24 protein-coding genes are annotated in these 26,404 nt (G+C 61.8%); 12 read left to right on the forward strand and 12 right to left on the reverse strand.

What is annotated here, in order from left to right; all coding sequences use genetic code 11:
* The first annotated feature begins 27 nt into the window (after positions 1–27).
* A complete protein-coding gene (locus BLR92_RS18845) occupies positions 28–687 on the forward strand; it encodes a GntR family transcriptional regulator (RefSeq protein ID WP_089730832.1) in 660 nt (219 codons plus the stop codon).
* Positions 688–834: 147 nt separating this feature from the next.
* On the opposite strand, the gene BLR92_RS18850 is transcribed toward BLR92_RS18845, so the two are convergent.
* Together BLR92_RS18850 and BLR92_RS18855 are read right to left on the reverse strand one after the other, a co-directional pair.
* Positions 835–1,278, reverse strand: a complete 444-nt coding sequence (locus BLR92_RS18850) for a GFA family protein (RefSeq protein ID WP_089730833.1) — start codon at positions 1,276–1,278, stop codon at positions 835–837.
* A 76-nt stretch (positions 1,279–1,354) separates the two neighbouring features.
* Positions 1,355–1,723, reverse strand: a complete 369-nt coding sequence (locus tag BLR92_RS18855; RefSeq protein ID WP_089730834.1) for a hypothetical protein — start codon at positions 1,721–1,723, stop codon at positions 1,355–1,357.
* Positions 1,724–1,886: 163 nt separating this feature from the next.
* Here BLR92_RS18855 and BLR92_RS18860 point away from each other — a divergent pair, with 163 nt between their 5' ends.
* From BLR92_RS18860 to BLR92_RS18880, 5 genes are all read left to right on the forward strand, one after another.
* The gene (locus tag BLR92_RS18860; protein ID WP_089730835.1) at positions 1,887–2,786 is read left to right on the forward strand and encodes a LysR family transcriptional regulator; all 900 of its coding nucleotides are present in this window, start codon (positions 1,887–1,889) and stop codon (positions 2,784–2,786) included.
* Positions 2,787–2,911: 125 nt separating this feature from the next.
* The gene (locus BLR92_RS18865) at positions 2,912–3,625 is read left to right on the forward strand and encodes a DUF899 domain-containing protein (RefSeq protein WP_245704273.1); all 714 of its coding nucleotides are present in this window, start codon (positions 2,912–2,914) and stop codon (positions 3,623–3,625) included.
* Between the two features lie 101 nt (positions 3,626–3,726).
* Positions 3,727–4,116: a YciI family protein gene (locus tag BLR92_RS18870; RefSeq protein ID WP_089730837.1), complete on the forward strand. Its 390-nt coding sequence runs from the start codon at positions 3,727–3,729 to the stop codon at positions 4,114–4,116.
* 20 nt (positions 4,117–4,136) lie between these two features.
* Positions 4,137–4,547, forward strand: coding sequence for a VOC family protein (locus tag BLR92_RS18875; RefSeq protein WP_089730838.1), 411 nt, complete (start codon positions 4,137–4,139; stop codon positions 4,545–4,547).
* Between the two features lie 14 nt (positions 4,548–4,561).
* Positions 4,562–5,818 (forward strand): RNA polymerase sigma factor, encoded by a 1,257-nt coding sequence (locus BLR92_RS18880; protein ID WP_089730839.1) that lies wholly within the window; start codon positions 4,562–4,564, stop codon positions 5,816–5,818.
* Positions 5,819–5,860: 42 nt separating this feature from the next.
* Here BLR92_RS18880 and BLR92_RS18885 read toward each other — a convergent pair whose 3' ends face one another.
* Both BLR92_RS18885 and BLR92_RS18890 read right to left on the reverse strand, forming a co-directional pair.
* Complete coding sequence (locus BLR92_RS18885; protein WP_089730840.1) at positions 5,861–7,477, reverse strand: BCCT family transporter; 1,617 nt, start codon at positions 7,475–7,477, stop codon at positions 5,861–5,863.
* Between the two features lie 171 nt (positions 7,478–7,648).
* Entirely contained in the window at positions 7,649–8,125 is a 477-nt protein-coding gene (locus BLR92_RS18890) for a peroxiredoxin (protein ID WP_089730841.1), read from the reverse strand.
* Between the two features lie 204 nt (positions 8,126–8,329).
* Between BLR92_RS18890 and BLR92_RS18895 the strand changes: the two genes are divergently transcribed.
* On the forward strand, positions 8,330–8,950 hold the full coding sequence (locus BLR92_RS18895; RefSeq protein WP_089730842.1) for a TetR/AcrR family transcriptional regulator: 621 nt from the start codon (positions 8,330–8,332) through the stop codon (positions 8,948–8,950).
* Between the two features lie 66 nt (positions 8,951–9,016).
* On the opposite strand, the gene preA is transcribed toward BLR92_RS18895, so the two are convergent.
* The 4 genes from preA to BLR92_RS18915 form a co-directional block, all read right to left on the reverse strand.
* Positions 9,017–10,315: an NAD-dependent dihydropyrimidine dehydrogenase subunit PreA gene (gene preA, locus BLR92_RS18900; protein ID WP_089730843.1), complete on the reverse strand. Its 1,299-nt coding sequence runs from the start codon at positions 10,313–10,315 to the stop codon at positions 9,017–9,019.
* The gene (locus tag BLR92_RS18905) at positions 10,315–11,679 is read right to left on the reverse strand and encodes an NAD(P)-dependent oxidoreductase (protein ID WP_089730844.1); all 1,365 of its coding nucleotides are present in this window, start codon (positions 11,677–11,679) and stop codon (positions 10,315–10,317) included. Before BLR92_RS18905 ends, preA begins: the two co-directional genes overlap by 1 nt.
* A 94-nt stretch (positions 11,680–11,773) precedes the next feature.
* Positions 11,774–13,213: a dihydropyrimidinase gene (hydA, locus tag BLR92_RS18910; protein WP_089730845.1), complete on the reverse strand. Its 1,440-nt coding sequence runs from the start codon at positions 13,211–13,213 to the stop codon at positions 11,774–11,776.
* 100 nt (positions 13,214–13,313) lie between these two features.
* Positions 13,314–14,180 (reverse strand): nitrilase-related carbon-nitrogen hydrolase, encoded by an 867-nt coding sequence (locus BLR92_RS18915; protein ID WP_089730846.1) that lies wholly within the window; start codon positions 14,178–14,180, stop codon positions 13,314–13,316.
* A 587-nt stretch (positions 14,181–14,767) separates the two neighbouring features.
* Here BLR92_RS18915 and BLR92_RS18920 point away from each other — a divergent pair.
* Positions 14,768–16,270, forward strand: a complete 1,503-nt coding sequence (locus BLR92_RS18920; protein WP_089730847.1) for an NCS1 family nucleobase:cation symporter-1 — start codon at positions 14,768–14,770, stop codon at positions 16,268–16,270.
* Between the two features lie 131 nt (positions 16,271–16,401).
* Here BLR92_RS18920 and BLR92_RS18925 read toward each other — a convergent pair whose 3' ends face one another.
* The gene (locus tag BLR92_RS18925; RefSeq protein ID WP_245704274.1) at positions 16,402–18,105 is read right to left on the reverse strand and encodes a peptidoglycan DD-metalloendopeptidase family protein; all 1,704 of its coding nucleotides are present in this window, start codon (positions 18,103–18,105) and stop codon (positions 16,402–16,404) included.
* Positions 18,106–18,338: 233 nt separating this feature from the next.
* On the reverse strand, positions 18,339–19,187 hold the full coding sequence (locus BLR92_RS18930) for a pirin family protein (protein WP_089730848.1): 849 nt from the start codon (positions 19,185–19,187) through the stop codon (positions 18,339–18,341).
* 100 nt (positions 19,188–19,287) lie between these two features.
* Here BLR92_RS18930 and BLR92_RS18935 point away from each other — a divergent pair, with 100 nt between their 5' ends.
* Positions 19,288–20,196 (forward strand): LysR family transcriptional regulator, encoded by a 909-nt coding sequence (locus BLR92_RS18935; protein WP_089730849.1) that lies wholly within the window; start codon positions 19,288–19,290, stop codon positions 20,194–20,196.
* 85 nt (positions 20,197–20,281) lie between these two features.
* Positions 20,282–21,286 carry a glutathione S-transferase family protein gene (locus BLR92_RS18940; RefSeq protein WP_089730850.1) on the forward strand — a complete coding sequence of 335 codons (1,005 nt, stop codon included), beginning with the start codon at positions 20,282–20,284 and terminating at the stop codon, positions 21,284–21,286.
* 104 nt (positions 21,287–21,390) lie between these two features.
* Here the strand turns inward: BLR92_RS18940 and BLR92_RS18945 are convergent, their stop codons facing one another.
* Positions 21,391–21,840: a YaiI/YqxD family protein gene (locus BLR92_RS18945; protein WP_089730851.1), complete on the reverse strand. Its 450-nt coding sequence runs from the start codon at positions 21,838–21,840 to the stop codon at positions 21,391–21,393.
* A gap of 466 nt (positions 21,841–22,306) precedes the next feature.
* Here BLR92_RS18945 and BLR92_RS18950 point away from each other — a divergent pair, with 466 nt between their 5' ends.
* Both BLR92_RS18950 and BLR92_RS18955 read left to right on the forward strand, forming a co-directional pair.
* Positions 22,307–24,016 (forward strand): DEAD/DEAH box helicase, encoded by a 1,710-nt coding sequence (locus BLR92_RS18950; protein ID WP_089730852.1) that lies wholly within the window; start codon positions 22,307–22,309, stop codon positions 24,014–24,016.
* 141 nt (positions 24,017–24,157) lie between these two features.
* Positions 24,158–25,123, forward strand: a complete 966-nt coding sequence (locus BLR92_RS18955; protein WP_089730853.1) for a DMT family transporter — start codon at positions 24,158–24,160, stop codon at positions 25,121–25,123.
* A 68-nt stretch (positions 25,124–25,191) separates the two neighbouring features.
* Here BLR92_RS18955 and BLR92_RS18960 read toward each other — a convergent pair.
* The coding region (locus tag BLR92_RS18960) for an aldehyde dehydrogenase (NADP(+)) (RefSeq protein WP_089730854.1) at positions 25,192–26,404 on the reverse strand (1,213 nt) is incomplete at its 5' end.

The following is a 26,404-nucleotide window of genomic DNA, read 5'->3' on the forward strand; positions in this document are numbered from 1 at the left end:
GATGGACGACGAAATGACGGTGCCCGCATGACCACGGAATTGACTGCCAACCGAGATGCGTTCTCGCCCGATACCGCCTCCACCCGGTTGCACCATGCGCTGCGCGTGCGAATGTGCGAAGGGGACTTTACTCCCGGCGAGGTGATCTCGATTCGGCGCATCGCCGCGCAGTACGGCACCAGCGCGATGCCAGCCAGGGAAGCCGTGCGCTGGTTGGTGACGGAAGGGGCGCTGGAATTCTCCGATAGCCGAAAGATCATCGTTCCCGCCTTGAATCGCGAGCGTTTTCACGAGGTGTTGTATGCGCGCAAGAACCTGGAAACCGAGATATCACGCCGCGCCTTTGCCAACATTACCGACAGGGATGTCGACGAGCTGAAGCGTATCGATGAGCGTATCGATACCGCCATCGACCAAGCCGATATCCTTCGCTATATGCGCGGCAATTATCAGTTTCATTTTCATATCTACCGGCTTAGTTACTCGCGCGTCTTGCTGCCGTTGGTAGAGATATTATGGTTACAGTATGGGCCGAGCATGCGTTATATCTGCACGCGTTGGGGCGCATCGAGTATTGCCGACGACCATCACCGTGAAGTGACTCAGGCACTGTCGCGCGGCGATCGCGAGGCGTTTTGCCAGGCGATCGCCGCGGATATTGAGCAGGGCATGATGCTGTTGAGTTAGGCTTTGCCTGGAAAGTGCCTGCGCTTGCCGATACGGCGTTAAAAATCGGCTCAAGGTGCTCATTTACAATGCGTAAACTCCGCCCTCTCGCCGATTTTTGCCTTGCCTGGGCTTCGCTCGTCGACTTTCAAGACAAAGCCTGGACTATTAGGGGTCGGATGAACCCGTGAACGCCTCGAACACTTCCGCGCCGGTCATGCTTTTGGTCGAGTTGGCGAAGGCGTAATAATCCGGTTTCTCGTCGATGAAGATCTGTTGGTCCAGGATCCAGGACTTGTCGCCATCGATCAATCCGGCGGGAATCGCATAGTGGCCACCTTCTTGGATACCTTCCTTCAAGCGGTAGAACAGGTGGGTGCCGCATTGGCGGCAGAAGCCGCGTTCGGCCCACTCGGAAGACCCGTAAACGCCGACGTTTTCCTCGCCGCTGATATTGACCTGTTGGTCGCTCTCGATGGCCAGAAAGGGGCCTCCGCCCCATTTCTGGCACATATGACAGTGGCAGGCACTCACATCATGACTGTTGAGCGTGACGCTCAGGCTGACGGCACCGCACAGGCAAGCGCCTTGGCATTCATTGGTTGCTGACATCGATGCTTTTCCTCTTGTCGGTTGAAGGTAGGCCAACCACACGGTCGATTCCGCTTCCGCACGAAACCCAGTGTAGTCATGAATGCTCGGATAGCGTGACCCGATTGGCTCCGTTCCCGCTATTGCCAATGGAGGACGCTTGGCGACGCCGCTCCCGGCGACAACTCAGCGCCTTGATGGCATCTTCACGCAGCGGCAACTGCAGCGCCCACTCGATCTCCTCCCGGCAATGGCCCATGTCCGCGAGAATATGGTCGTCGTAATCGAGCAGGTACAGGAAGCGTTGGCGAAACTGCCGGCGGCGAACCCAGGAGCGGACCCAGTTTTCCAGCGCATTGATCAGCTTCAATGGTGGCATGGCCGGCATATAGAAATCCGGCATAGGCGGCTGGGTCGGTTGTTTTGCGTCGCGTGGTAGGCGACAGGCCCGGTTGAGGTCACACATGACGACACCTCCCTTATGGCCGCTCGATTGGTCGAGGCAGCCGGTTTGCGGGTTGTAAATGAATGAGGGTCGCGACCTCGGGAATCAGAATGGCTCGCCGAGTTTGTTCAATCAAACGAAAAGAACTACATTCAAGATTAAGAAAATTTGAAAGGTTATCGTCATGACGCTTCCTGCCTTCCCGGTCAGCAACACTGCCTTGCCGCTTCTGGATTCGGACGTGTTGCGCACGTTCGTCGCCATCGCGGAAAGCGGTAGCTTCACCCGCGCCGCAAGGCAGGTCTTTCGCACGCCGTCGGCCCTGAGCATGCAGATCAAGCGCCTGGAAGAAACGCTGGGGCAGTCCCTTTTCGTGCGCGAGGCGCGCCAGGTGAGGCTGACCCCCGAGGGAGAGGTGCTGCTGAGTTACGGGCGTCGCCTGCTCAAGCTCAACGAAGAGGCGGTGACGCATTTTCTCACGCCGCCGCTGGAGGGCACGGTGCGCTTTGGCACGCCCGACGATGTGGGATCGCGTATCCTGCCTCGGGTTCTTGCGCAATTCGCCCGTTCGCACCCGGCAGTGCAGGTCGAAGTCGTCGTCGGTCGCAGTATCGACATGCTCGAGCGGTTGGATAGGGGGGAGCTCGACCTGGCGCTGGTAACCGCCGGCAACGAGGGCCTGGATTCGGCGCGTGGCGAGATCGTGCACACCGAGCCACTGGCCTGGGCGTGTCTTGACGGCGGCGTCGCGCACGAGCGCTCGCCGTTGCCGCTGGCATTGGCCAATCAGGGCTGTGCCTGGCGGGCGATGGCGCTATCGGCCCTGGATCGCAGTGGCGTGGACTATCGAGTCGCCTACACCAGCGAAAACTGCGCCGGGCAGGAGGCGGCGCTGCTGGCCGATCTGGCGGTGGCTCCGTTATCGCTCAGCCTGATTCGCGCACCGCTACGCAAGCTGGAAGCGAATGCCGGACTGCCATCGATTGGCGAGTACCAGATTCTGCTGATTCGTGGGGCCGGCACCAGTTCGGCCGGCGAGGTGCTGGCGGGGCATGTCGCCGAGGCGTTTCGCGACCTTCGCTAATTCTTCCCAATTGGTTTTTTCAAACTGTCGATCTCACCCTTTGCCAAACGACTATACGTTGTATTGGGCGCTAGGCTGCGATGCGTAGCGTCAATCTTCGTTGGCAAGCGAGAGGAGGCGAGATCGTGGACAACATCGACAGCAACTCACCACGGGTGGTGTCGCGGGAGGAATGGTTACAAGCCCGCAAGGACCTGCTGGCCAAGGAGAAGGAGCTGACCCACCTGGGCGACCGGGTGAGTGCCGCGCGCCGCGCGTTGCCGTGGGTCAAGGTCGAGAAGCAGTACGAGTTCGATACCCCGGAAGGCAAACGCACGCTCGCCGAGCTGTTCGACGGTCGCAGTCAGTTGATCGTCTATCACTTCATGTTCGGTCCCGGCTGGGAAGAGGGCTGCGGTGGCTGCTCGTTCCTGGCCGACCACATCGACGGCGCCAACCTGCACCTGGCACATCACGATGTGACGCTGCTGGCGGTATCGCGGGCGCCATTGGCCGAGTTCGCGCCGTTCAAGCAGCGCATGGGTTGGCGCTTCAATTGGGTGTCATCCCATGGCAGCGACTTCAACTACGACTATCACGCCTCAGCCACCCCGGAGGATATCGCCGCGGGCACGGTCTATTACAACTTCGAACGCAGCCAGAATCCCGGCGAGGAAATGCACGGCATCAGCGTGTTCTACAAGGACGCTGCCGGCGACGTCTTTCACACCTATTCTTCCTATGCGCGGGGCGGCGACATCCTGCTCGGGGCGCATAACTATCTCGATCTGACGCCGAAGGGGCGCAACGAGCGCGGCACCATGGATTGGGTGCGTCATCACGATCGTTATGAGCAATGAGCGAGGCGGTATCCATGGGTCGATAAAACGTTCCTGGCGATTGTCGATTGCATGTGTCGCCGAGCGACTATTCAGTACCACTCAATGATCTGGAGTCCATCATGAAATATCTCTGTCTGGTCTATAGTGAAGAATCCGCTCTTCATGCCCTGCCCGATAGCCCGCGCGACGAGGAGTGCCTGGCCTACGCCGAGTCGGTGCATGAGAGCGGGCGGATGATCGCCGCCGAGGCGCTGGAATCGGTGCAGACCGCCACCACCGTGCGCGTGCGCAATGGCAAATCGACCATCACCGATGGGCCCTTCGCCGAAACCAAGGAGCAACTGGCCGGGTTCTATCTGGTCGATGCGCGGGATCTGAACGAGGCGATACAGATCGCCGCGAAAATTCCCGCAGCCCGCGTGGGCAGCGTCGAGGTGCGCCCGGTCAGGGAACTGGTGACGTCGGAACGACCCGAGGACGCACCGCTGGCCCAGAACGCAACACGTTGAGTCGAAAAGGAGAAACGACGATGCAGCTCAACCCTTACCTGTTTTTCAACGGCCAGTGCGAAGAGGCGTTCAAGCACTACGCTCAGTGCCTGGGTGGCAATCTCGATGCCCTGCATAGCTATGACGAGGCACCTGCGGCAGATGATTCGCCGTGTAACATGCCTGGCAAGATCATGCATGCGCGCCTGAGCGTCGGTAGCTGGGTGCTGATGGGCTCCGACAGTCCCGCCGAGCACTTCGAGCAACCGCAGGGCTTCGCGGTGACGGCAAATGTCGACGACCCGACAGAAGCGGAGCGTGTATTCCATGGCCTGGCCGAGGGCGGCACGGTACGCATGCCGATAGAGGAGACGTTCTGGGCCGTGCGCTTCGGGATGCTGGTCGATCGGTTCGGGATACCGTGGATGGTCAATTGCGAGAAGGCGGAATAACGACCCCGCGAACGATGAGCGAGCAATCGGCCCAACAGATGCGCGAGGTGGTGGACAGCGTCTACCGCAACGAGTCACGTCGCGTTCTCGCCACGTTAATTCGTCTGCTCGGCGACTTCGAACTCGCCGAGGAGGCGCTGCACGATGCCTTTGCCGCCGCCATGCAGCAGTGGCAACGCGATGGCGTGCCCGCCAATCCCCGCGCCTGGCTGGTCTCGGCGGGGCGTTTCAAGGCCATCGATAGCCTGCGCCGGCGTGCGCGATTCGATGCCTCGCAGACCGAGCTCGCCAGGCAGATAGAAGCCGATAACGAGGAGGCCGCGCCAGGGGAGGACGAAGATGTCGAAGACGACCGTCTGCGGCTGATCTTCACGTGCTGCCACCCGGCATTGCCACCCCATGCCCAGGTGGCGCTGACCCTGCGCGAAGTCTGCGGCTTGACCACCGAGGAGATCGCCCGCGCCTTTCTGACTACGCCGACCACGGTGGCCCAGCGCATTGTGCGCGCCAAGGCGAAGATTCGCGATGCGCGGATTCCCTATCAGGTACCCTCGCGGGACGCGTTGCCGGAACGCATGGATAGCGTGCTGCGTGTGGTCTATCTGGTGTTCAACGAAGGCTACTCGGCGTCTTTCGGCGAGTCGCTGACGCGTGACGATCTTTCCAGAGAAGCGATCCGCTTGGGCAGGTTGCTCGTCGAGTTGCTACCCGAGCCTGAAGCGATGGGGCTGCTGGCGCTGATGCTGTTGCACGAATCGCGCCGCTCGGCGCGCTTCACATCGGCGGGGGCGTTGATTCTGCTCAGCGACCAGGACCGTTCGCTGTGGGACATAGAGCGGATCGCCGAGGGTGGCGCCTTGGTAGAACGGGCGTTGTTATCGCGACGTTTCGGCCCTTATACGCTTCAGGCCGCCATCGCGGCGGTGCATGCCGAAGCCCCCAGCGCCGATGACACCGACTGGGAGCAGATCGTCGGACTCTACGACGTATTGGCTCGCGTGGAGTCGTCCCCGGTTATCGAATTGAACCGTGCCGTTGCCGTGGCCATGCACCATGGCCCTGCGGTGGGTCTGGCCATTATCGACGCGATTCTCGAACGTGGCGATCTGCTCGACTACCATTTGGCGCACGCCGCACGTGCCGATCTGTACCGCCGGCTAGGAAGAAACGGCGAAGCGCGAATCGCTTATCGGCGAGCGCTGGAACTTACCCGGCATCAACAGCAAGAACGCCAGTTTCTCGAGCAGCGGTTGAAAGAGTTACCTGGCTGAGTAGAGGCACGGCAGGCGACGACCTGCCGTGCCGGGTTTGCGTCAAGTTCGCGAGGTTGCGTCCTCGCGTTTCGGCGCCGGTGGCTGGGAGGGGTAGGGATATCGATCCTTGCGTCCAGGCACGCCGGGTGCGCGCTCCTGGGACAGAGCCCGCATCAGCCCCCAACACATGAATATCATGACGATGGAGAAGGGCAGGCCGGTCGCCACCGCGGCCGTCTGCAGCGGAGTCAATGCGGACGTTGCATTGCCTGTCGCGGCCCACCCGGCGGCTAGCAGTACCGCCGCCACGACCCCTTCGAGCACGGCCCAGAATAGGCGCTGTTGCCAGATAGGATTGGTATCTCCGCCATTGGTGAGCATATCCACGACCAGCGAACCGGAGTCGGACGACGTCGCGAAGAACAGCGCCACGACGATGATCGCCAGCAGCGACGCCAGCGTACCCAGGCTAGATAGGATGGGCAGCTGGTCCATCAGTATGAACATGGCGTCGGTGGTGCCGGCATTCGATAGCGGGTTGCTAGGGTCGTCGAGCAGATACTTCATGGCGCTGCCGCCGAAGATCGCGAACCAGACCACCGAAGCTCCGACGGGTGCCAGCAGCGTGCCGGCGATGAACTGGCGGATGGTGCGCCCGCGCGAGACCCGCGCGATGAACATGCCCACGAACGGTGACCAGGATATCCACCAACCCCAGTAGAACAGCGTCCAACTCGCGAGCCATTCGGAACCCGCTTCGGAGAACGAGTACATCTGGAAGCTGGTTTCGGGCAGGTGCTGGATATAGTAGCCCGTGCTGCTGACCATGAACTCGAGGATGAACACGCTCGGCCCGACGACGAACACGAATACCGCGAGCAGGATTGCCAGGTACATGTTGATCACCGACAAGCGGCGGATGCCGGCATCGACACCGAGCATGACCGAGCCAACGGCGACTGTGGTGATCAGGCCGATGATGATGACCTGTGAGGTGGCACTGATACTCAGTCCGAAGACCTCATTGAGACCGGCGTTGATCTGGGTCGCGCCAAGCCCCAGCGAGGTCGCCAGGCCGAACAGCGTGCCGAACACCGCCAGAATATCGATCGCGTTGCCTACCGGGCCATAAATGCCCTTGCCGATCAGCGGATACAGCGCCGAGGCCGGACGCATCGGCAGGTCCTTGCGATAGCAGAAATACCCCAGCGAGAGCCCCACGACGATATAGATCGCCCAGGGGTGAAATCCCCAATGGAACAAGGTGATGCCCATGGCCCGGAGCGCTGCCTGGCCGGTTCCACCCTCGCCGGTGGGCGGGCTGTTGAAGTGAAAGATGGGCTCGGCGACGCCATAGAAGACCAGCCCGATGCCCATGCCCGCCGTGAACAGCATGGAAAACCACGACCAGGTACTCCACTCCGGGCGGCTGTCGTCCGGACCCAGCCGGATGCGGCCCCAGGGGCTGAAGAGTATGGCCGCCACGATAACCAGAAAGGCGGTCGCGCTCAGCATGTACCACCAGCCGAATGACCGCGTAATCCAGGTGTTCGCCACGCCCGCGACCGAACCGAGCTGTGCTGGCGCCATGACGCCCCAGGCGACGAATGCCAGAATAACGACGGCTGAGATAATGAATACGGGTGGGTTGGTATGTTTTTGTAGGTAGGCTCGCATGTAGCGTTCTCCCCTTGACCCAGAATCAAGCTCCGCTAATGCAGTGTAGGGCATACGGAAACATGCTGCCGCCCAGGCTCGGTCAACGGCGTGGCCGTACGCGACGTGGGCCGTTCAGCGCACGACATCGGTGTACCCGACACCATGCGCTACATGGAACCGAAATCGGGATCAGAGCTTGCCAAGCACCGTCTCGGCGCTGCTCTGATCAACGCCCTTGGTATCCACGCCGAGATACTCGACGACGCCGTCGTCGGCAATCAGCGCGAAGCGCTTGCAACGAATGCCCATGCCGCCGCCGCTGGCATCAAGCTCCAATCCCAGCGCCTTGGCGAACTCGGCGTTGCCGTCGGCGAGCATGGTGATTTGCTGGGCGTTCTGGTCCTTCTGCCAGGCCCCCATCACGAAGGCGTCGTTGACCGCCATGCAAGCGATGGTATCCACGCCCTTGGCGAGGATATCGTCGGCCTTGATCACGAAGCCGGGCATGTGCGTGTTGGAGCAACCTGGCGTAAAGGCGCCGGGCACCGCGAACAGCACGACACGCTTGCCGCTGAACAGCTCGCCGGTGGAGATGTTCTCGGGGCCATTGGCACCGTTGGTCTTGAGGGTGACGTCGGGAATCTTGTCGCCTACGGAGATAGTCATCATGGCTTCCTTGTGAACGGTTATGGCACTAGCCACTGTAGCAAGCGGGTGGATGGCGGAAAAACAGGAGCGTATTGGCTCACGCTGGCACTATAGCTTGCTGCGAGCATGGCTACCGAGCCTTGCGACCATGGCAGCGTCTTTATGCAGACTAATGATAAAGTGGGCCCTGATGGGCGGGGGCAATTCGGTCGAGAGGACGCCATGGCCAAACGAAAAGGTGGAATTCGTCGCCGCAATGTCGAGAGCATTCGGTTGGCAGCGGAACGGGTGTTTGCCGAAAAAGGATATGCTGGGGCTTCCATGGGCGAGATTGCTCAGTTGGTAGAGATTCCCAAATCCAACGTGCATTATTACTTCTCCACCAAAGAAGACCTGTACCGCGAGGTGCTGCTCGGTTTGCTCGAAGTATGGAAACAGGATGCTCTATGCTTTGAGCTCTATGACGACCCGCGCATCGTGCTGTCGACCTACATTCGCGCCAAAATGGCGCATTCGCGGGATCGTGCCGCGGGGTCCAAGGTGTGGGCAGCGGAGGTGATGCAGGGAGCGCCGGTACTCGGCGATTGTCTGCGCGATAACCTCTACGAATGGGCCAAGCTCAAGGAAGCCAAGATCCGGGAATGGATCGATGATGGACGCATCCTGGCGGTCGATCCCTCCTACCTGCTCTACATGATCTGGGCCTCGACCCAGCACTATGCCGACTTCGATTACCAGATCAGCCTGCTCAACGATGAGGCGCCGCTCGACGATCTGCAGTTCGAACGCGCCGTGCAGTCGGTGACCAGCATCATCCTGCGGGGGATCGGTTTGTCTCCCTGACCATGTCCTCGCCTTTATGGCATCAAAAACCCGGAATCGCTTCCGGGTTTTTGATGCCGAATCGGTCTAGGCCGTTTCACGGAAGGGGTTGCGCGGGTCTTCGTTCCAGCTCATGTAGGGCTTGTCGCTGGGCTGGGGCACCATGGTGATGCAGTCCTGCACCGGGCAGGTGATTTGGCACAGATTGCAGCCCACGCACTCTTCCTCGATCACCTCGTAGCGACGGGTGCCGCTGGCATCGACCAGTTTGGCGATCGACTGGTGCGAGGTGTCCTCGCAGGCGATGTAGCAACGCCCGCATTCGATGCACTTGTCCTGGTCGATATGCGCGATGGTCTGGAAGTTCATGTCCAGATACTTCCAGTCAGTGGTGTTGCGCACCGCCTTACCCGAGAACTCGCTCAGGCTGCGGTAGCCTTTTTCCGCCATCCAACGCGCCAGGCCGTCCTGCATTTCGTCGACGATGCGAAAGCCGTGCAGCATGGCGGCGGTGCAGACCTGTACCGCGCCGGCACCCAGTGCGACGAACTCCGCCGCATCGCGCCAGTGGGAGATGCCGCCGATGCCGCAGATCGGCAGCTCGGCCGTTTCCGGGTCACGAGCGATCTCGGCGACCATGTTCATGGCGATGGGCTTGACCGCCGCACCGCAATAGCCGCCGTGGGTGCTCTGCGTGCCCACGGTGGGCTTGGCGACCATGTTGTCGAGATCCAGCGAGGTGATCGAGTTGATGGTATTGATCAGCGACACGGCGTCGGCCCCGCCACGCAGGGCGGCCCGAGCCGGGACGCGAATGTCGGTGATGTTGGGGGTGAGCTTGACGATCACCGGCAACGACGAATAGGTCTTGCACCAACGCGTGACCTGTTCGATCAGGTCGGGGTTCTGACCCACCGCGGCTCCCATGCCGCGTTCGGGCATGCCGTGGGGGCAGCCGAGGTTGAGCTCGATGCCGTTCGCGCCGGTGGCCTCGACCAGGGGCAGGATCGCCTTCCAGCTCTCTTCGACGCAGGGCACCATCAACGACACGATCAGCGCACGATCTGGCCAGCGCTGCTTGACCTCGGTGATCTCGCGCAGGTTGATCTCGAGGCTGCGGTCGGTGATCAGCTCGATATTGTTGAAGCCGAGTACCTCGCGGTTCTTGCCGAAGTGCGCCGAGTAGCGCGACGAGACATTGACCGCCGCCGGGTCCTCGCCGAGGGTCTTCCATACCACGCCGCCCCAGCCGGCTTCGAAGGCGCGCTCGACGTTGTAGGCCTTGTCGGTGGGCGGGGCTGAGGCCAGCCAGAAGGGATTGGGTGCCTTGATGCCGGCGAATTCGATGCTCAGGTCGACGTCGGGTCGTTTCGCTGTGGCTGTCATTACGCCACCTCCTGCTGGGCCATGATGTCCTGATGAATGGCCTGGGCGGCCAGTTTGCCGTGTTGCACGGCCTGGACGGTAAGATCCTGGCCCGGCACCACGCAGTCGCCCCCGGCGTAGACGCCGGCCAGACTGGTGCGGAAGCTGTCGTCAATGTGGATCTTGCCGCCGTCACGGGCGATCCGCGAGGCGCGGTCATCGCTCAGGCCGTCATCGGCGAAGGCCTGCCCGATCGCCTTGAACACCGCATCGGCCGGGATGTCCAGGGTTTCGCCGGTGGCGACCAAGGTGCCGTCACGCGTCTCGGTACGCGCGAAGCGCATGCCGCTGACTCGGCCATCGTCACCAATCAAGACCTGCTTGGGCTGGGCCCAAGTGACGATGCGTACGCCGTTGGCCTTGGCGATCGCCTGTTCATGACCGGTGGCGGACATCGCCTCGGCGTCGCGGCGGTAGACCAAAGTAACCTCGTCGGCCCCCAGGCGGACCATCTGCATGGCCATGTCGATGGCGGTATTGCCGGCGCCGATGACGACACAGCGCCGCGCCAGTGGCAGGCTGCCGAGGTCGCTGGCCTGGCGCAGCGTCTTGATGTACTCGGTGGCAGGCATCAGTCCCGGTGCATTTTCTCCGATCAGGCCCAATTGGCGGCTGGCCGCGAGGCCCAGGCCGAGAAATACCGCGTCGTAGTCACGCTGCAGGGCGTCGAGCGTCAGGTTGTCGCCGAGGCGCTGGCCGTGGCGGATCTCGATGCCGCCGATCTTGAGCAGGAAGGCGATCTCCCGCTGGGCGTAGTCGTCGACCAGCTTGTACTTGGCGATGCCGTATTCGTTGAGCCCGCCGGGTTTGGCCTCGGCTTCGAGTATCGTCACGCGATGGCCGTGCATCGCCAGCCGGTGTCCACAGGACAGTCCCGCCGGGCCGGCGCCGACCACGGCGATGTGCTTGCCGGTATCGGCGGCGCGGTGGAAGGGGTGCCCGTCGAAGTGCATGTGATCGATGGCATGGCGCTGCAGCAGGCCGATCAGCACCGGCTGGCATTCGGCATCGTGATTGCGCACGCAGCTCTGCTCGCAGAGGATCTCGGTGGGGCAGACGCGGGCGCAACTGCCGCCGAGGATGTTCTGCTCGAGTATGGTCTGGGCGGCGCCGTTGATGTTGTCCTCGCTGATCTCGCGGATAAAGCGCGGAATGTCGATATCCGAGGGGCAGGCCTCGATGCACGGGGCATCGTAGCAATACAGGCAGCGCTGGCTCTCGATGATTGCCTGGCGCTGGGTGAGCGGTGGATGCAGGTCGGTGAAACCGGCCTTCAGGGCCGCGCCGTCGCCGGCACGGGGAAGATGGCTAAGGGCATCGGTCACAGTCAACTCCTTTGGCCCTGCCCGGGTGGCTGATTGCCATCAACCACGTCAGGCGGGCCGGCTATTGTTGTTGATCGGTCGGTCAGGCGGTGACTCAGCGCTCGACGGCGGTCGGCGCGTTATGCTCGGCACGACGCTTGAGCACGTCGTAGACGCCGGGGTAGGCCGGGCGTTCGAGGTAACGGCCGGCGCCCTGTTCGGCGCGCAGGTCGCCGTCGCGCCAGACCCACTTACCCTGGCTCACGGTGTGGCGCGGGATACCGCGTACCGTCTTGCCCTCGAAGATGTTGAAGTCGATATTCTGGTGATGGGTCTCGGCGGAAATGGTGCGCGTGCCATTGGGGTCCCAGACCACCAGGTCGGCATCGGCACCTTCCTTGATCGCGCCCTTGCGCGGGTACATGTTGAAGATCTTGGCGGTGTTGGTGGAGGTCAGGGCGACGAACTCCTGCATCGACAAGCGGCCACTGTTGATGCCTTCGTCCCAGATCACGGCCATGCGGTCCTCGATGCCGGCGGTGCCGTTAGGGATCTTGGTGAAATCCTCCTTGCCCAGCGCCTTCTGCTCGGCGCAGAAGCAGCAATGGTCGGTGGCGGTGGTTTGCAGGTTGCCGGATTGCAGTCCCTTCCATAGTGCGACTTGATGCTCCTGGCTGCGGAAAGGCGGGCTCATTACGTAGCCTGCGGCCTGGTCCCAGTCCTTGTTACGGTAGACGCTGTCGTCGATCACGAGGTGGCCGGCCAGGCACTCGCCATAGACGGCCTGGCCTTGCTGGCGTGCGTAGGTGATCTCGTCTAGGGCGTCCTTGCACGACACATGCACTACGTAGATCGGCGTGCCCAGCGTGCCGGCCATACGAATCGCACGTCCGGCTGCTTCGCCTTCGACCTGCGGTGGCCGCGATAGCGGATGCCCCTCGGGGCCGGTGATGCCCTTGGCGAGAATCTGCTGTTGCAGGTGATAGACCAGTTCGCCGTTCTCGGCGTGCACGGTGGGCACGGCGCCGAGTTCCAGGCAACGCGAGAAGCTGGCGACCAGGATGTCGTCGGTGGCCATGATGGCGTTCTTGTAGGCCATGAAGTGCTTGAAGCTGTTGACGCCGTGCTCGCGCACCAGCGTGCCCATGTCCTCGCGCACGCTGTTGTCCCACCAGGTGATGGCGACATGGAAGGCGTAGTCGCTAGCGGCCTTCTCGGCCCAGCCTCGCCAGGTCTTGAAGGCCTCCATCAACGACTGGCCGGGGCTGGGAATCACGAAGTCGATGATCGACGTCGTGCCTCCGGCCAGCCCGGCGGCGGTGCCGGTGTAGAAATCCTCGCTGGCCACCGTACCCATGAACGGCAGCTGCATGTGGGTGTGCGGATCGATACCGCCGGGCATCACGTACTGGCCGCCAGCATCGATCACCTCGGCCCCGGCGGGGGCGTCGAGGTCGGTGCCGATCGCCTGGATCTTGCCATCGATGCACAGCACGTCGGCGCGATAGGTCTCGTCATGGGTGACGACGGTGCCGCCACGGATGAGAATCGTCATGGTTTCGAACCTCTTGTCGTTGTTGTCGTGTACGGGAAAAGCGTTGCCGTGGTGGTCTGATCTGAAAGTCGGCGAGCGCAGACACTTTCAGGCAGGCCGCTCATTCGCCGTCGGTCAGGCGCGTATAGGTCTCGGGCCGGCGGTCGCGGAAGAACTGCCAGTTATTGCGAATCTCGCGGACCATGGCCAGGTCGACCTCGTGAACCAGCAGCTCGTCCTCCTTGTCGCTGGCCTGGGCGACGATCTCGCCGCGCGGATTGGCGATGTAGGTGCTGCCGTAGAACTCGCCGATATTCCACGGCGCCTCGCTGCCGACGCGATTGATGGCGGCGACGAAACAGCCATTGGCGGCCGCCGAGGCGGGCTGCTCGAGTTCCCACAGGTACTGGGAGAGCCCGGCCACGGTGGCCGAGGGGTTGAAGATGATCTCGGCGCCATTCAGTGCCAGGGCGCGCCAGCCCTCGGGGAAGTGGCGGTCGTAGCAGATGTACACGCCGATCTTGCCGTAGGCGGTATCGAACACCGGCCAGTCCGACTTGCCGGGCTTGAAGAAATACTTCTCCCAGAAGCCGGCGACCTGGGGGATGTGTGTCTTGTGATACTTGCCGAGATAGCTGCCGTCGGCATCGAATACCGCGGCGGTGTTGTAGTAGACGCCAGTAACGGTCTCCTCGTAGATCGGCACGATGATGACCATACGATGCTTGGCCGCCAGCGCCTGCATCATCTGGCAGGTGGGCCCGTCGGGGACGCGCTCGGCGGCGGCATACCACTTCTTGTCCTGGCTGGGGCAGAAATACGGCTGGTTGAATACCTCCTGGAAACACAGCACCTGGACTCCGGCTTCCGCGGCCTGTTCGATGTAGGGCAGGTGAGCCTCGTTCATGGCATCGCGAATGGCGGCCGGTTCGAGGTCGGTGCCTGTCTTCAGACCCATCTGAATCAAGCCGATCTTCACCTTTTCCATAATGCTTCCTCGTCTTCTGATGTGACTTGTTGTTGGTCTTGCCGTCAGGGGACGGTAAAGACGATTATTGAAACCTGTCAGTAGAGTCAGGATAAGAGAAAGCTAGACGCTGTTTGCGATGTGTTGCAAGAGATTTTTTAACTCGTCTCAAGTCTTTGATTGATATGATGAAAGACGGGTTTTCACTATTTCGACGTGTCGTGCGCGCTTTCTTGGGTTTTCGAAATCATTCCTTTTAATTGTTTTAAAACAAACACTTATTTTTGGTGTGGAGAGGCTTAATGGCGGAAAGGCAAGGTGTTTTGCACCCTTGTGGAAATTGACTAGAGTGTCAGGGTGCCTTGGCTAGCATGCAGTTGTCCGCCTTGGTTACGATCGGTGGATGCTAATGGAAAAACTGACAACAAGGTCAGTTTTTCCATGAAGTTTAAAATCAGCGCCTTAAGGGAGTCGGCCCGGATGGGGCGACCCAATGAGACAACAACAAACTGGCATGGCCCGCCAGGCAGGTACGTTTCTTGCGTTTGCCGTGCCTGAGCCCCGTCACCGGAGGGGCTGTCTGGTGGTTTCACGAGGAGACAACAACAATGACGGTAGAAACATCGCACGCGCGACGGCGCGACGAACTCGTTGAACTGGACGTCGGCCACGACGTACGCAACAGTTCTCGCTTCAACGAAGATATCGCCCCCACGCGACTCGAGCAGCGCACCTGGTCGCGCTGGAATGTCGCGGCCTTGTGGGTCGGTATGGCAATCTGCGTACCCACCTATACGCTAGGCGGTATTCTCACTTCCTACTTCGGACTATCGGTGGGCGAGGCGTTGCTCACCATCCTGCTCGCCAATATCGTGGTCCTGGTTCCCCTGACCCTGAATGCCTTCCCCGGCACCAAGTTCGGCATTCCCTTTCCCGTGGTGCTGCGCTCCTCGTTCGGCATTCGTGGCTCCAACGTGCCCTGTCTGGTGCGCGCCTTGGTGGGCTGTGGCTGGTTCGGAGTGCAGACGATGTTCGGCGGCTTGGCGATTCATCTGCTGCTGTCGGCGATCTTCCCGGCCTGGAAGTCGCTGGGTGGCGTCGGCGAGGTGATCGGCTTCTTCCTGTTCGGTGCGTTGAACCTCTACGTGGTGATCCGCGGCGCCGAGTCGATCAAGTGGCTCGAGACGCTGGCCGCGCCACTGCTGCTGGCGGTGGGGGTGGGCCTGATGGTGTGGGCGATGCCACTGGTCTCGGTGAGCGAGCTGATGAGTCAGCCGCCGTCGCGGCCCGAGGGAGCCTCGGTGACCGGCTACTTCTTCGCCGGGCTGACCGCGATGGTCGGCTTCTGGGCCACGCTGTCGCTGAACATTCCCGACTTCAGTCGTTTCGCCAAGAGTCAGAAGGACCAGATCGTCGGTCAGGTGATTGGCCTGCCGTTGACCATGTTCTTCTTCGCCGCGCTGGGCGTGGTGATGACCGCCGCGTCGTCGTCGCTGGTCGGCGAGACGGTCTCCGACCCGGTCAGCCTGATCGGCCACATCGACAGCCCGGTATGGGTGGGTCTTGCCATGGTGCTGATCATCGTGGCGACGCTCTCGACCAACACCGCGGCGAACATCGTCTCGCCGACCAACGATTTCCAGAATCTGGCGCCGAAGTTGATCAACCAGACCCGCGGGGTGCTGATCACCGGCCTGGTTGGGGTCCTGCTGATGGGTTACGACCTGCTGCAGAAGGCCGGACTGATCGTCTCCGACGTGACGCTGGAAAGCCTGTACTCCAATTGGTTGCTGGGCTATTCCAGCCTATTGGGGCCGATCGCTGGCATCATGGCGGTGGACTACTTCCTGGTGAAGCGCCAATGGCTCGATGTGTCCAGCCTATATCGCGATGACGGGGTCTACCCGGCGTACAATCCCGCCGGTTTCGTCGCTCTTCTCATCCCGGTGGGGCTGACTGTGTTTTCGCTAGTCAACGGGACCTGGACCTGGTTTTACGACTATGGATGGTTTACCGGCTCGGCACTGGGGGCGGTGATCTATTACCTTGCCAGCCAGCTGCAGACGAAGTCGGTGAGTGAGCCGAGCGGAGTCGAGAAAATCGGCTCCTAAGCGTTAACTACGCCGGGCACGTCTTTGTGCTCGGCGCAAGGCCGCAGTGCAAGGTGCCGACATACGTAGCGCACAAACAAAACACCCCGCAAGAAGCGAGGTGTTTTGTCAGGTCGAATTACGCTTATTAACTAGCCATCGTCGGGGCGTTCGATCAGGTTCGTGCTAGCGACAACGGTGCCATTGGTATCATGCTCGAGCTTGGCCAGCAGTTGCTCGGATTCCTGTTTGAAGGCGGCGAGGGCATCGCCGGAGAGGCTCTGGCCTTCCGGCAACTTGACGCGCATCGGGTCGACATGGTTGTTGTTGACGATGACTTCGTAATGCAAATGGGGGCCGGTGCTACGTCCGGTATTGCCTGTTAGCGCGATCTTTTCGCCCATGCTGACGCGATCGCCTTCGGATACCAGACGTTCCGAGAGGTGCATGTAGCGAGTCTTGTAGCCATTGTCATGGCGAATGACGATGAAATTGCCGGCCAGTGACAAGTGGGTCGATTTAATGACTCGACCGTCGGCGGGCGAGAGCACCGGGGTGCCGACCATGGTGGCGAAATCGGTACCGCGATGCGGGCTGATACGCCCGGTGATCGGATGGTGACGACGCAGGTTGAATGGCGAACTGATACGGTAATCGCCGTTGAAGGGATAACGGTCGAAAGCCGGGTCCAGGCTATGCCCATCGGGTGTATAGAAACGGTCGTCGGCGGGGTTGCGCACGACGGTCAGATCCATTTTCTGGCCCTCGTAGTGGGCCGCGAGAATCTGTGAATCCATCGCCTTGCCTTCGATCATGTCGGACTCGACCAGCACCTGAAAGCGATCGCCACGGCGGGTGTCGCGGCGAAAGTCGAGTTTCTTCGACAGTAGATTCGAAAGGTTGGCCACTTCGGCATAGGACAGGCCGGTGGCCACAGCCGATTGCGCGAAGCTGCCATTTACGTTGCCGGCGAAAAGGCGTTGAGTGGCTTCGCCCGATTTCTCGATCTTGGCGACATCAAAGGTTTCGCTCTCCAGATCATGCTCGATGAGATAGCCGCTACGCGCATCTTTCATCACCCGCAGGGCCAGCAGGTCGCCGGATTTATCGCGCTTGAAATCGAAGCTGTCGCCCACCTGCCACTGTGTCAATACCGATTTGTCGGGCAGGCTTTCCAGTAGCTTTATGACCTTGCTGTAGCCCAGCCCCAGGGAGCGTTCGGCCATTATGGCGAAAGTATCGCCAGCTTGTACGGTATAGGTTTCCCACTCGGGAACGTAGACTTCCTTGGCGACGAGTTCGTTTTCCAGGTCGATGCCGTCCTCATTGAGAATCAACGGATCAATGGAAAAATCGTTATAAGAAGTGCCACCCGCTTCCTCGCCGCTACCCAATTGCATGGCCAGATGTAGTGCTTGATTATCGAGGCGCTGCGCATCGGCGGGCAGGGTGGCGCCAGGCTCTTTCGCTGGCGCAAATGGAATCGTTTGGCCGGAAGTTCCGGGCTGGGCGGCGTTGGCCGATTCGATAAAACTGATATCGACGACTTCTTGTGCAATCAGGCTGGATAACGGTACCGCCTGGCGCGTTGCATCGAGAGCAACCAACTCACGGTCGCCGACCGTGTTATCGTTGGCAAGCGAGGCTACGGAGGTGGCTTGCGCTTCGTGATTGAGAATATCACCCTGAGACGCAACGTCTTTAATCGGTAAACTAACCAGTACTTGCTTCTTTTGGCTTTCGTCGTTAGCGTCGAAAGCAGCTAAAATCTTGTGCGTGCCCAGCACGGTGACCATTGTGGCAACGGGTAACAGCAGCAACTTGTGCGTGCGGGGCAGCGAATGGAGAATTCGCATTATAGCGGCCTGTATAAATGTCAAGTGAATAGAAAAAGGCAAGCGAACCTTAACCTATGACATTTGACATTCCTAGCCTGTATATGGATACAGGATTTAAACCTAAAGCTAACGGCTACATGAAATAATCCGACTGTTAACAAATTGTTACTAAAAATCGATAGGCACCAAGGCTTCGGTGCCTACCGTTAATGGCTTAACAATTTCAGAAATCAAACGGACAGCCGAACCAATTAATTGGTCAGCGTTCCCTCGCGATAATCATGTAACGCCTGGTCGAGTTCCTCGCGCGTATTCATCACGAAAGGCCCATAGTGAGCGATAGGCTCGCCATGCGGGTGTCCCGCCAATACCAGTGCTTGGGCGCCGGGCGTGCTGGCCAGTTGCACATGCCTTCCTTTATTCAAGCGTGCCAGTTGCCCACGGGCGATCGCGTCATTGCCCACTATCAACTCACCCTCGAAGACGTATACCAGTAATGTGGGTGCAGTTTGCTCCAATATCAGCGAGCCACCGGCGGCGAGTCGCACATGGGCCACGGCGCCCCGGCCAGCGAGAGCATCGAGCGGACCGCTGATACGCTGCTCGCCGCTCTCTTTATCATGACCATGCCATTCGCCACCCAGGGCAATCAGTTCGGCCCCGGGAACCTCGATACGCGGCATGTCGGCGGCGCGAACGTCGCGATAGGTTGCCGGGCTGAGTTTGTCGCGAGCAGGCAGGTTGAGCCATAACTGAAACGCATGCAGTCCTTGGCTATCGGTCAACGGCATCTCGGAGTGGATGATGCCGTGGCCGGTATGCATCCACTGCGCATCGCCCACGCCGATGGTGCTGGAGTGTCCCAATTGGTCTTCATGGGACAGGCCGCCGTGGATGACGTAAGTCAGCGTCTGGATGCCACGATGCGGATGTGGCGGAAAGCCACCGATATAATCGTCGGGGCTATCCGAGCCCAACTCATCGAGCATCAGGAAGGGGTCGAGCCCTCCGCCGAAGTCGTGGATGCGCGAAATCTTGACGCCATCGCCATCCTGGCTGGGGTGGCTGCGAACGATGCGTTCGACGGTACGTGCGGACATGGAAGCCTCCTCGCATTGAATTGTCTCTAGCTCAATTCTTGATGCTAAGCTTTCGAATGTTAAGCGCATATTTTTGCGGTATTCATTCGAGGAAAACGAAATGTCTCGTGTCACCCTGGCGCAATGGCAGATGCTGGCTGCCGTCGTCGATCACGGCGGTTTCGCCCGCGCGGCCGAGGCCATCCACAAGAGCCCTTCCACGCTTAACCATGCGGTACACAAGCTGGAGACCCAGCTCGGCGTGCAATTGCTCGAACCGGTGGGGCGCCAGGTGCGGCTGACCGAGTCTGGCGACATGCTCTTGCGTCGGGCGCGCCAACTGATCGAGAACGCCGCGGCGCTGGAGGAAGTGGCGGGAAGTCTGGCGGAGGGACTGGAGACTGAAGTGGTGCTCGCGGTGGATCAGGTCTTCCCGGCCGATGCGCTGGCCAGGGCGCTGGAAAGGTTCTCCGGCGAATACCCACATGTCCGCGTGCAGCTCCACGAGACGATACTCAATGGCGGTGTCGAAATGCTCTACGATGGCCGCGCCGACCTGGTGATTTCGGGCCTCGCAGCACAGGGTTTTCTCGGCGAACCGCTTACCACCTTGCGTTTCATTGCCGTGGCGCATCCCGAGCACCCACTGCATCGGCTGGGTCGCACGCTCGATCTGCGCGATCTGGAACAGCATCGCCAACTGGTGGTGCGCGACTCGGCGCTGCGCCAGTCGATGGATGCCGGCTGGCTCAAGGCCGAGCAGCGCTGGACCCTGAGTCATCTGGCGACGTCGCTAGACATGCTCGAACGCGGATTGGGTTTCGCCTGGTTTCCCGAGACATGGATCGTGGACGCGCTCGAAAGTGGCCGCCTAGAGCCGTTGCCGCTGAACGCCGGGGGTATTCGCCAGGTGCCGATACAGATGATCTTCAGCGATCAGGATCGTGCCGGCCCGGCGACCCGGGCGATGGCCCAAGCGCTGACCGAGGCGGTGGCGACGCTGTGTCCTTCATTCGATGTAATCGAATGAAAAGACGCAAAACTTGCGCGGAAGCATCGATGGATTCGGTTTACGCTGGAGGCAGACTTCAACCAGTAGACGACCGGAGACGATCATGGGTTTGTTGATTGACGGCCAGTGGCACGATCAGTGGTACGACACCAAGAAGCACGGCGGCGAGTTCGTTCGCGAGTCGTCCAAGCTGCACAAGTGGGTAACGGCGGATGGCGGCCCGGGCCCGGAAGATCAGCCCGGCGCGCCGGCCGAGGCGGATCGCTATCACCTGTATGTGTCGCTGGCCTGCCCGTGGGCGCATCGCACCTTGATCATGCGCAAGCTCAAGGGGCTGGAGCGCCTGATCGGCGTGTCGCACGTCAGTCCGCTGATGCTCGACAAGGGCTGGACGTATAACGTCGCCGAGGGCTCGAGCGGCGATCCACTCAACGGCGTCGATTTCCACCACCAACTCTATACCCTGACCGATCCCCATTACACCGGGCGGGTCACGGTGCCGGCGCTGTGGGACAAGCTGGCCAAGCGTCTTATCAACAACGAATCCGCCGAGTTGGTGCGTATGTTCAACGGAGCCTTCGATGAACTCACCGGCAACCGGCTGGATTTCTATCCCGAGGCGTTGCGCGAGACCATCGATGCGGTCAACGCCGATGTCTACGATCACATCAACAACGGTGTCTACAAGGCCGGCTTCGCCACCGAGCAGGCGGTCTACGACAAGCACGTCATCGCCTTGTTCGAAGCGCTCGACCGCATGGAGGCACGCCTCGGCGAGCAGCGCTATCTTGCCGGCGAGTGGCTGACCGAGGCGGATATCCGGCTATTCACCACGCTGGTACGCTTCGATGTCGTCTATCAGGGCCATTTCAAGTGCAACCTGCGGCGCATCGAGGATTACCCGAACCTGTCGAATTACCTGCGCGAGCTGTACCAGTGGCCGGGCATCAAGGAAACGGTGGATTTCGAGCATATCCAGCGCCACTACTATTACAGCCACGACACCATCAACCCGACGCGTATCGTGCCCCAGGGGCCGATCCTCGATCTCGGCCGCCCGCACGACCGCGAACGGTTGCCGGGGCAGGGGATTCGCGAGAAGGCCTAAAACTGTGAGCTTGAAGACGCGGCTACGCCGCTCGAAGAGGGAAGATCGGCGCTTCGCGCCTGGAGGAAGAAAGAAACACACCTATTCTGCCTTCCTCTTCCTGCTTACCTCTGCTTCGCCAACCAACGATCCAGCGCATTGGCGAACTCGCGGCGCTCGACATCGCCGTAGCCCTTGGGCCCGCCGGTATGCTCGCCGCTGGCGCGCAGCGTTTCCATGAAGTCCCTCATCTGTACCCGCGCACGAATGTTGTCCCGGGTCAGCGCCTCGCCGCGATTGGTCATCACCTCGGCGCCCTTGTCCAGGGCTTCCATGGCCAGCGGCAGGTCGGCGGTGATCAATAGATCGCCCTTGTCGATGCGCGCGACGATCTCGTTGTCGGCGGCATCGAAGCCGCTGGCCACCGACAGCGCCTTCACCCAGCGCGACGGTGGCAGAGGCAGGGCGTGGTTGGCGACCATCCAGGTCGGCGTCTCGGTGCGCTCGGCGGCGCGAATCAGAATATCCCGCGCGGCGCGCGGACAAGCATCGGCATCGACCCAAAGCGTGGGCATTTCAACTCCTGGTGCGCTCATCGATAGTGCCACTCGCTAACAAGGGCGGATCGATAGGATAAAAAGTGGGCAAATACCCACGACGATGGTAGTATGCCACCTCCTCGCATGTGTAGACCCCACCATCCTGTTGATTCGCCCCGCAATACTGCCTGACGGCATGGGGACGTTTCTCTCGCAAGGCGCAGCCGAACTCACTGACGAGTGGCTGATACGAGCGCCCGGTGCATAGATGGAACGCCATAGTTGCCCAAGTGGCCCGGCGTATAAGGTCGCCACACTTGTTCGTCCGTTACTGCATTTTGCGGTGAACGGCTATCAAACGAACAGGATGCCAGGTGCGACCGGTGCCATGTCGCGTTGCCGATGTTTAAAAGCGATCAAAGCGAACGCTCGACTGCAACGAGAAGTGGCAAGGCACCACGACATTTTCCCGCCGGCAACTGCCGGCTACTCAAGGTGTGACATGACCTCGACTTCTGTTGCCTCGCCGAGCTTCGGCGACCTGGCATTGTTGCCTGCCGTGCTTTCCGCCCTCGAAACCCTGGGCTATGAGACTCCTTCACCGATTCAGGCGCAAACCATTCCCGCGTTGCTGGAAGGCCGTGACATGCTGGGTCAGGCCCAGACCGGCACCGGCAAGACCGCGGCCTTCGCGCTGCCGATCCTGTCGAAACTCGAACTGACCCGTCGCGAGCCCCAGGTGTTGGTGCTGGCGCCGACACGTGAACTGGCCCAGCAGGTGGCCGTGTCGTTCACCAAATACGGCCAGAACCTCAAGGGGCTGGAAGTGGCCAGCCTGTGCGGTGGCCAGGAATACCGTGAGCAACTCGGCGCCCTGCGGCGTGGCGCCCAGGTCATCGTCGGCACCCCCGGCCGCGTGATCGATCACCTCGACCGTGGCAGCCTCAAGCTCGACGGCCTCTCTTCATTGGTGCTCGACGAAGCCGACGAGATGCTGCGCATGGGCTTCATCGACGACGTCAAGCGCGTGGTCGCCGATACGCCCAAGGACGCCCAGCGGGTGTTCTTCTCCGCCACCCTGCCGGCCGAGATCGAGCGCATCGTCAATCGCTACCTGGTCGACCCGGTCAAGGTAGCCATCGAATCCAAGGCCGACACCGCCGCCAGCATCGAGCAGCGCCTGGTACGTGTCGACGGTGGCGCCAAGCTGGAAGCGCTCTCGCGGATTCTCGAGGTCGAGGGGGTAGATGCGGCGATCGTCTTCGTGCGTACGCGTGCCGCCTGTACCACCCTGGTCGAGCAGCTTACCGCGCGTGGCGTGAATGCCGCTGCGCTGTCCGGCGATCTGGACCAGAGCCTGCGCGAGCGTACCGTGGCGCGCTTGAAGCGTGGCAAGGTCGATATCCTGATCGCTACCGACGTGGCCGCTCGTGGCCTAGACGTGCCGCGTATCACGCATGTCTTCAATTACGATCTGCCGCAGGACAGCGAATCCTACACCCACCGTATCGGCCGTACCGGACGTGCCGGTCGCTCGGGCGTGGCAATCACCTTCGCCGGCTTCCGCGAGACCCGCAAGGTGCGCTGGCTGGAGCAGGCTACCGGTCAGACCATGACCGAGACCGAACTGCCCGACGAAGCGACGATTCGCGCCCATCGCGACGAAGTATTCAGCAAGCGTGTCGTCGGCGCGCTGACCGCCGGTGCCGAAGAGCAGCGGGCACTGGTCGAACGGCTGATCGCCGAAGGCCAGGACCCGCTCGAACTGGCCTGTGCCTTCGCCGCCATGGCGCGTGCCGATGAAGCACCGATCGGTCGCCTGCCCAAGCCGGGCGCGCGCAGCAACGAGCGCGCTAGCTCGCCGCGTGACGGCAAGCCGCCGCGCCGTCGTGATAGCGGCCCCTCCGAGGGTATGACGCGCTATCGCGTCTCGGTCGGCCACAAGGATGGCGTCAAGCCAGGCCAACTGGTTGGCGCGCTGGCCAACGAAGGCGGCATCGAAGGTGCGCGTATCGGCCGTATCGACATTCGCAACGCCTTCTCGGTGGTCGAATTGCCGAGCAGCCTGCCGACCAGCATCCTGGCCAAGATGGCGCGTGCCCGCGTCGCCGGCCGCCCGCTGGAGATCGCCGAGGACAGCGGTGCCCCCGAGCGTGCGCCGCGTCGCCGCGTTGATGCCGACGCACCGATTCGTCGTCGCTCACGGGCGTAAATAGGTAACACGGCAGGGCGGCGCACTTCGCGCCGCCGATGCCTATGTCGTGACCACACAGGCCGGGGACGTTCCCCGGCCTGTGCCGTTTATGGGCCCCCCGATACTGAATCGAAAGGCTTCTTTTTCAAGAGAGGATTTATGTGGCAGTCGTTGTCGTGGCGGTTGCGCGGCTATCTGATCACCGGCGTCGGGGTACTGTTGCTGTCGCCGGATGCGCTGTTCGTCAAGGATACCCAGGTGGATGTGGCCACCTTCATGTTCTGGCGCGCTTTATTGCTGGGTTTGGTGCTGTCGCTGGTGGCCTGGCTGCGCTACGGGCGCGCGCTGCCGGAAGCGATACGCGCCTGCGGCCCAGCCGCCTGGTGGTGCCCACTGGCCTTCGCCAGCAGCGCCTGGGGCTTCGTCGCCGCGACCCGCCTGACCGCCGCCGGCAATGTGCTGGTGATCCAGAACCTGGCGCCCCTAGTCGCTGGATTGATTGGCATGCTGATCTATGGCCAGCGGCTGCGCCGCCAGACCTGGGTAGTCATCGTGATCTGCGTGGTTGGGGCGAGTTTGATGGCCGCCGGCGAGATGGGCGAAGGAAGCCCGCTGGGATTGATCGTGGCGCTGGCCGTTCCGGCGGCCATTGCCGTCAACACCAGCGTGGCGAGCGCCCAGCGCGGCACAGGTCGACGCGGCGTGGATACCACGGTGATCCTGCCGCTGGGCTGCCTGGTGATGCTGGTGCCCGCCGTGCTGATGGGCGGCGCGACATTGCCGCCATGGAGCGAACTCGGGCGCTTGATGCTGCTGGCGTTGGTCTTTCTACCCGGCGCTTACCTGTTGATTCAGACCGGACCGCGCTATTTGCCCGGTGCCGAAGTCAGCCTGGTGATGCTGCTCGAAACGCTGGTCGGCACCTTGCTGGTATGGTGGTGGGTCGGCGAGATTCCGCCGCCGCTGGCTTTCGTGGGTGGCGGCGTGATTCTCGCGGCGCTATTGGGCAGTGGCGGGTTGGATCTCTACCGTCAGCGGCGCAAGGCCAAAGCGGGCGCGCCGGACCCGCGCGCCGTGCTCGATCCGAGCATCGATGAAGCGCAGCACACGCAAACGGATCGCTGAATGTATAGCTGCAAAAAAGGGCGGCCCCAATGAGCCGCCCTTCATTCCTTCTATAACGTCGAAAGCCGTTACGCCTCGCGCTTGCCATCCACCAGCCGCGTCAGGCCCAGCGGATTATTTTCACGCAGCGCCTCGGGCAACAGTCCTGCCGGCAGGTCCTGATAGCACACCGGGCGCAAAAAGCGCTGGATCGCCGCGCTGCCTACCGAGGTGGTGCGGCTGTCCGAGGTCGCCGGGTAGGGCCCGCCATGCACCATGGCATGACACACCTCGACCCCGGTGGGCCAGCCATTGACCAGAATTCGTCCGGCCTTGCGCTCGAGCGTCGGCAGCAGAGTCCGCGCGGCCTCGGTATCGGCGCCGTCCATCTGCAGGGTGGCGGTGAGCTGGCCTTCGAGGCGTTCGGCGACCTGCTTCATTTCCTCGGCATTCCGGCATTCGATCACCAGCGAGGTGGCGCCGAAGACTTCTTCCTGCAGCGCTGGGTCTTCGAGGAAATCGCTGGCCGCGGTGACGAACAGCCCGGCCTGGCACGGGTGGACGGTTTCGCCGACCTGGCCACGCGCCACGTCGCGCACCTGACTGTTGCCGGCGAGCCGTGCCACGCCCTGCTCATAGGCGTCGTGGATGCCCGGGGTGAGCATGGTCTGTGCCGCGCTGGCCTTGAGGGCCTCGCCGGCGGCCTGCACGAAGGCGTCGAGCGCCGGGCCCTGCTCGGCGATTACCAGGCCGGGGTTGGTGCAGAACTGCCCGGCGCCCAGGTTGAGCGAGGCGACGAACGCCTGGGCCATGGCTTCGCCCCGCGCCCTGAGCGCCTGCGGCAGTGCGAACACCGGGTTGATGCTGCTCATCTCGGCATACACCGGGATCGGCTCACGGCGCTGCTGGGCGATCTTCAGCAGGGCCAGCCCGCCACTGCGCGAGCCGGTAAAGCCCACCGCCTTGATACGCGGATCGGCGACCAGCGCCCCGCCCAGCGCATTGCCTGAACCGAACAGCAGCGAGAACACGCCCTCGGGCAGGTGGCAGGCCGCCACGGCGCTCTGGATCGCCCGACCCACCAGTTCCGAGGTGCCAGGATGCGCCGGGTGCGCCTTGACGATCACCGGGCAGCCGGCGGCCAGCGCCGAGGCGGTGTCGCCGCCGGCGACGGAAAACGCCAGCGGGAAGTTGCTGGCGCCGAACACCGCCACCGGGCCCAGCGCGATATGCCGCTGGCGCAGGTCGGCGCGCGGCAGCGGTTGACGCTCCGGCAGGGCCGGGTCGATGCGCACATCGAGC

The sequence above is a fragment of the Modicisalibacter muralis genome (assembly GCF_900102945.1).
Classification (GTDB): domain Bacteria; phylum Pseudomonadota; class Gammaproteobacteria; order Pseudomonadales; family Halomonadaceae; genus Modicisalibacter; species Modicisalibacter muralis.

What these genes read in the sequence shown, in the direction of transcription:
- BLR92_RS18845 (WP_089730832.1), top strand. Translation starts at nt 28, where the DNA reads ATGACCACGGAATTGACTGCCAACCGAGATGCGTTCTCGCCCGATACC.
- BLR92_RS18850 (WP_089730833.1), bottom strand. Translation starts at nt 1,278, where the DNA reads ATGTCAGCAACCAATGAATGCCAAGGCGCTTGCCTGTGCGGTGCCGTC.
- BLR92_RS18855 (WP_089730834.1), bottom strand. Translation starts at nt 1,723, where the DNA reads ATGTGTGACCTCAACCGGGCCTGTCGCCTACCACGCGACGCAAAACAA.
- BLR92_RS18860 (WP_089730835.1), top strand. Translation starts at nt 1,887, where the DNA reads ATGACGCTTCCTGCCTTCCCGGTCAGCAACACTGCCTTGCCGCTTCTG.
- BLR92_RS18870 (WP_089730837.1), top strand. Translation starts at nt 3,727, where the DNA reads ATGAAATATCTCTGTCTGGTCTATAGTGAAGAATCCGCTCTTCATGCC.
- BLR92_RS18875 (WP_089730838.1), top strand. Translation starts at nt 4,137, where the DNA reads ATGCAGCTCAACCCTTACCTGTTTTTCAACGGCCAGTGCGAAGAGGCG.
- BLR92_RS18880 (WP_089730839.1), top strand. Translation starts at nt 4,562, where the DNA reads ATGAGCGAGCAATCGGCCCAACAGATGCGCGAGGTGGTGGACAGCGTC.
- BLR92_RS18885 (WP_089730840.1), bottom strand. Translation starts at nt 7,477, where the DNA reads ATGCGAGCCTACCTACAAAAACATACCAACCCACCCGTATTCATTATC.
- BLR92_RS18890 (WP_089730841.1), bottom strand. Translation starts at nt 8,125, where the DNA reads ATGACTATCTCCGTAGGCGACAAGATTCCCGACGTCACCCTCAAGACC.
- BLR92_RS18895 (WP_089730842.1), top strand. Translation starts at nt 8,330, where the DNA reads ATGGCCAAACGAAAAGGTGGAATTCGTCGCCGCAATGTCGAGAGCATT.
- preA (WP_089730843.1), bottom strand. Translation starts at nt 10,315, where the DNA reads ATGACAGCCACAGCGAAACGACCCGACGTCGACCTGAGCATCGAATTC.
- hydA (WP_089730845.1), bottom strand. Translation starts at nt 13,213, where the DNA reads ATGACGATTCTCATCCGTGGCGGCACCGTCGTCACCCATGACGAGACC.
- BLR92_RS18915 (WP_089730846.1), bottom strand. Translation starts at nt 14,180, where the DNA reads ATGGAAAAGGTGAAGATCGGCTTGATTCAGATGGGTCTGAAGACAGGC.
- BLR92_RS18920 (WP_089730847.1), top strand. Translation starts at nt 14,768, where the DNA reads ATGACGGTAGAAACATCGCACGCGCGACGGCGCGACGAACTCGTTGAA.
- BLR92_RS18925 (WP_245704274.1), bottom strand. Translation starts at nt 18,105, where the DNA reads ATGCGAATTCTCCATTCGCTGCCCCGCACGCACAAGTTGCTGCTGTTA.
- BLR92_RS18930 (WP_089730848.1), bottom strand. Translation starts at nt 19,187, where the DNA reads ATGTCCGCACGTACCGTCGAACGCATCGTTCGCAGCCACCCCAGCCAG.
- BLR92_RS18935 (WP_089730849.1), top strand. Translation starts at nt 19,288, where the DNA reads ATGTCTCGTGTCACCCTGGCGCAATGGCAGATGCTGGCTGCCGTCGTC.
- BLR92_RS18940 (WP_089730850.1), top strand. Translation starts at nt 20,282, where the DNA reads ATGGGTTTGTTGATTGACGGCCAGTGGCACGATCAGTGGTACGACACC.
- BLR92_RS18945 (WP_089730851.1), bottom strand. Translation starts at nt 21,840, where the DNA reads ATGCCCACGCTTTGGGTCGATGCCGATGCTTGTCCGCGCGCCGCGCGG.
- BLR92_RS18950 (WP_089730852.1), top strand. Translation starts at nt 22,307, where the DNA reads ATGACCTCGACTTCTGTTGCCTCGCCGAGCTTCGGCGACCTGGCATTG.
- BLR92_RS18955 (WP_089730853.1), top strand. Translation starts at nt 24,158, where the DNA reads ATGTGGCAGTCGTTGTCGTGGCGGTTGCGCGGCTATCTGATCACCGGC.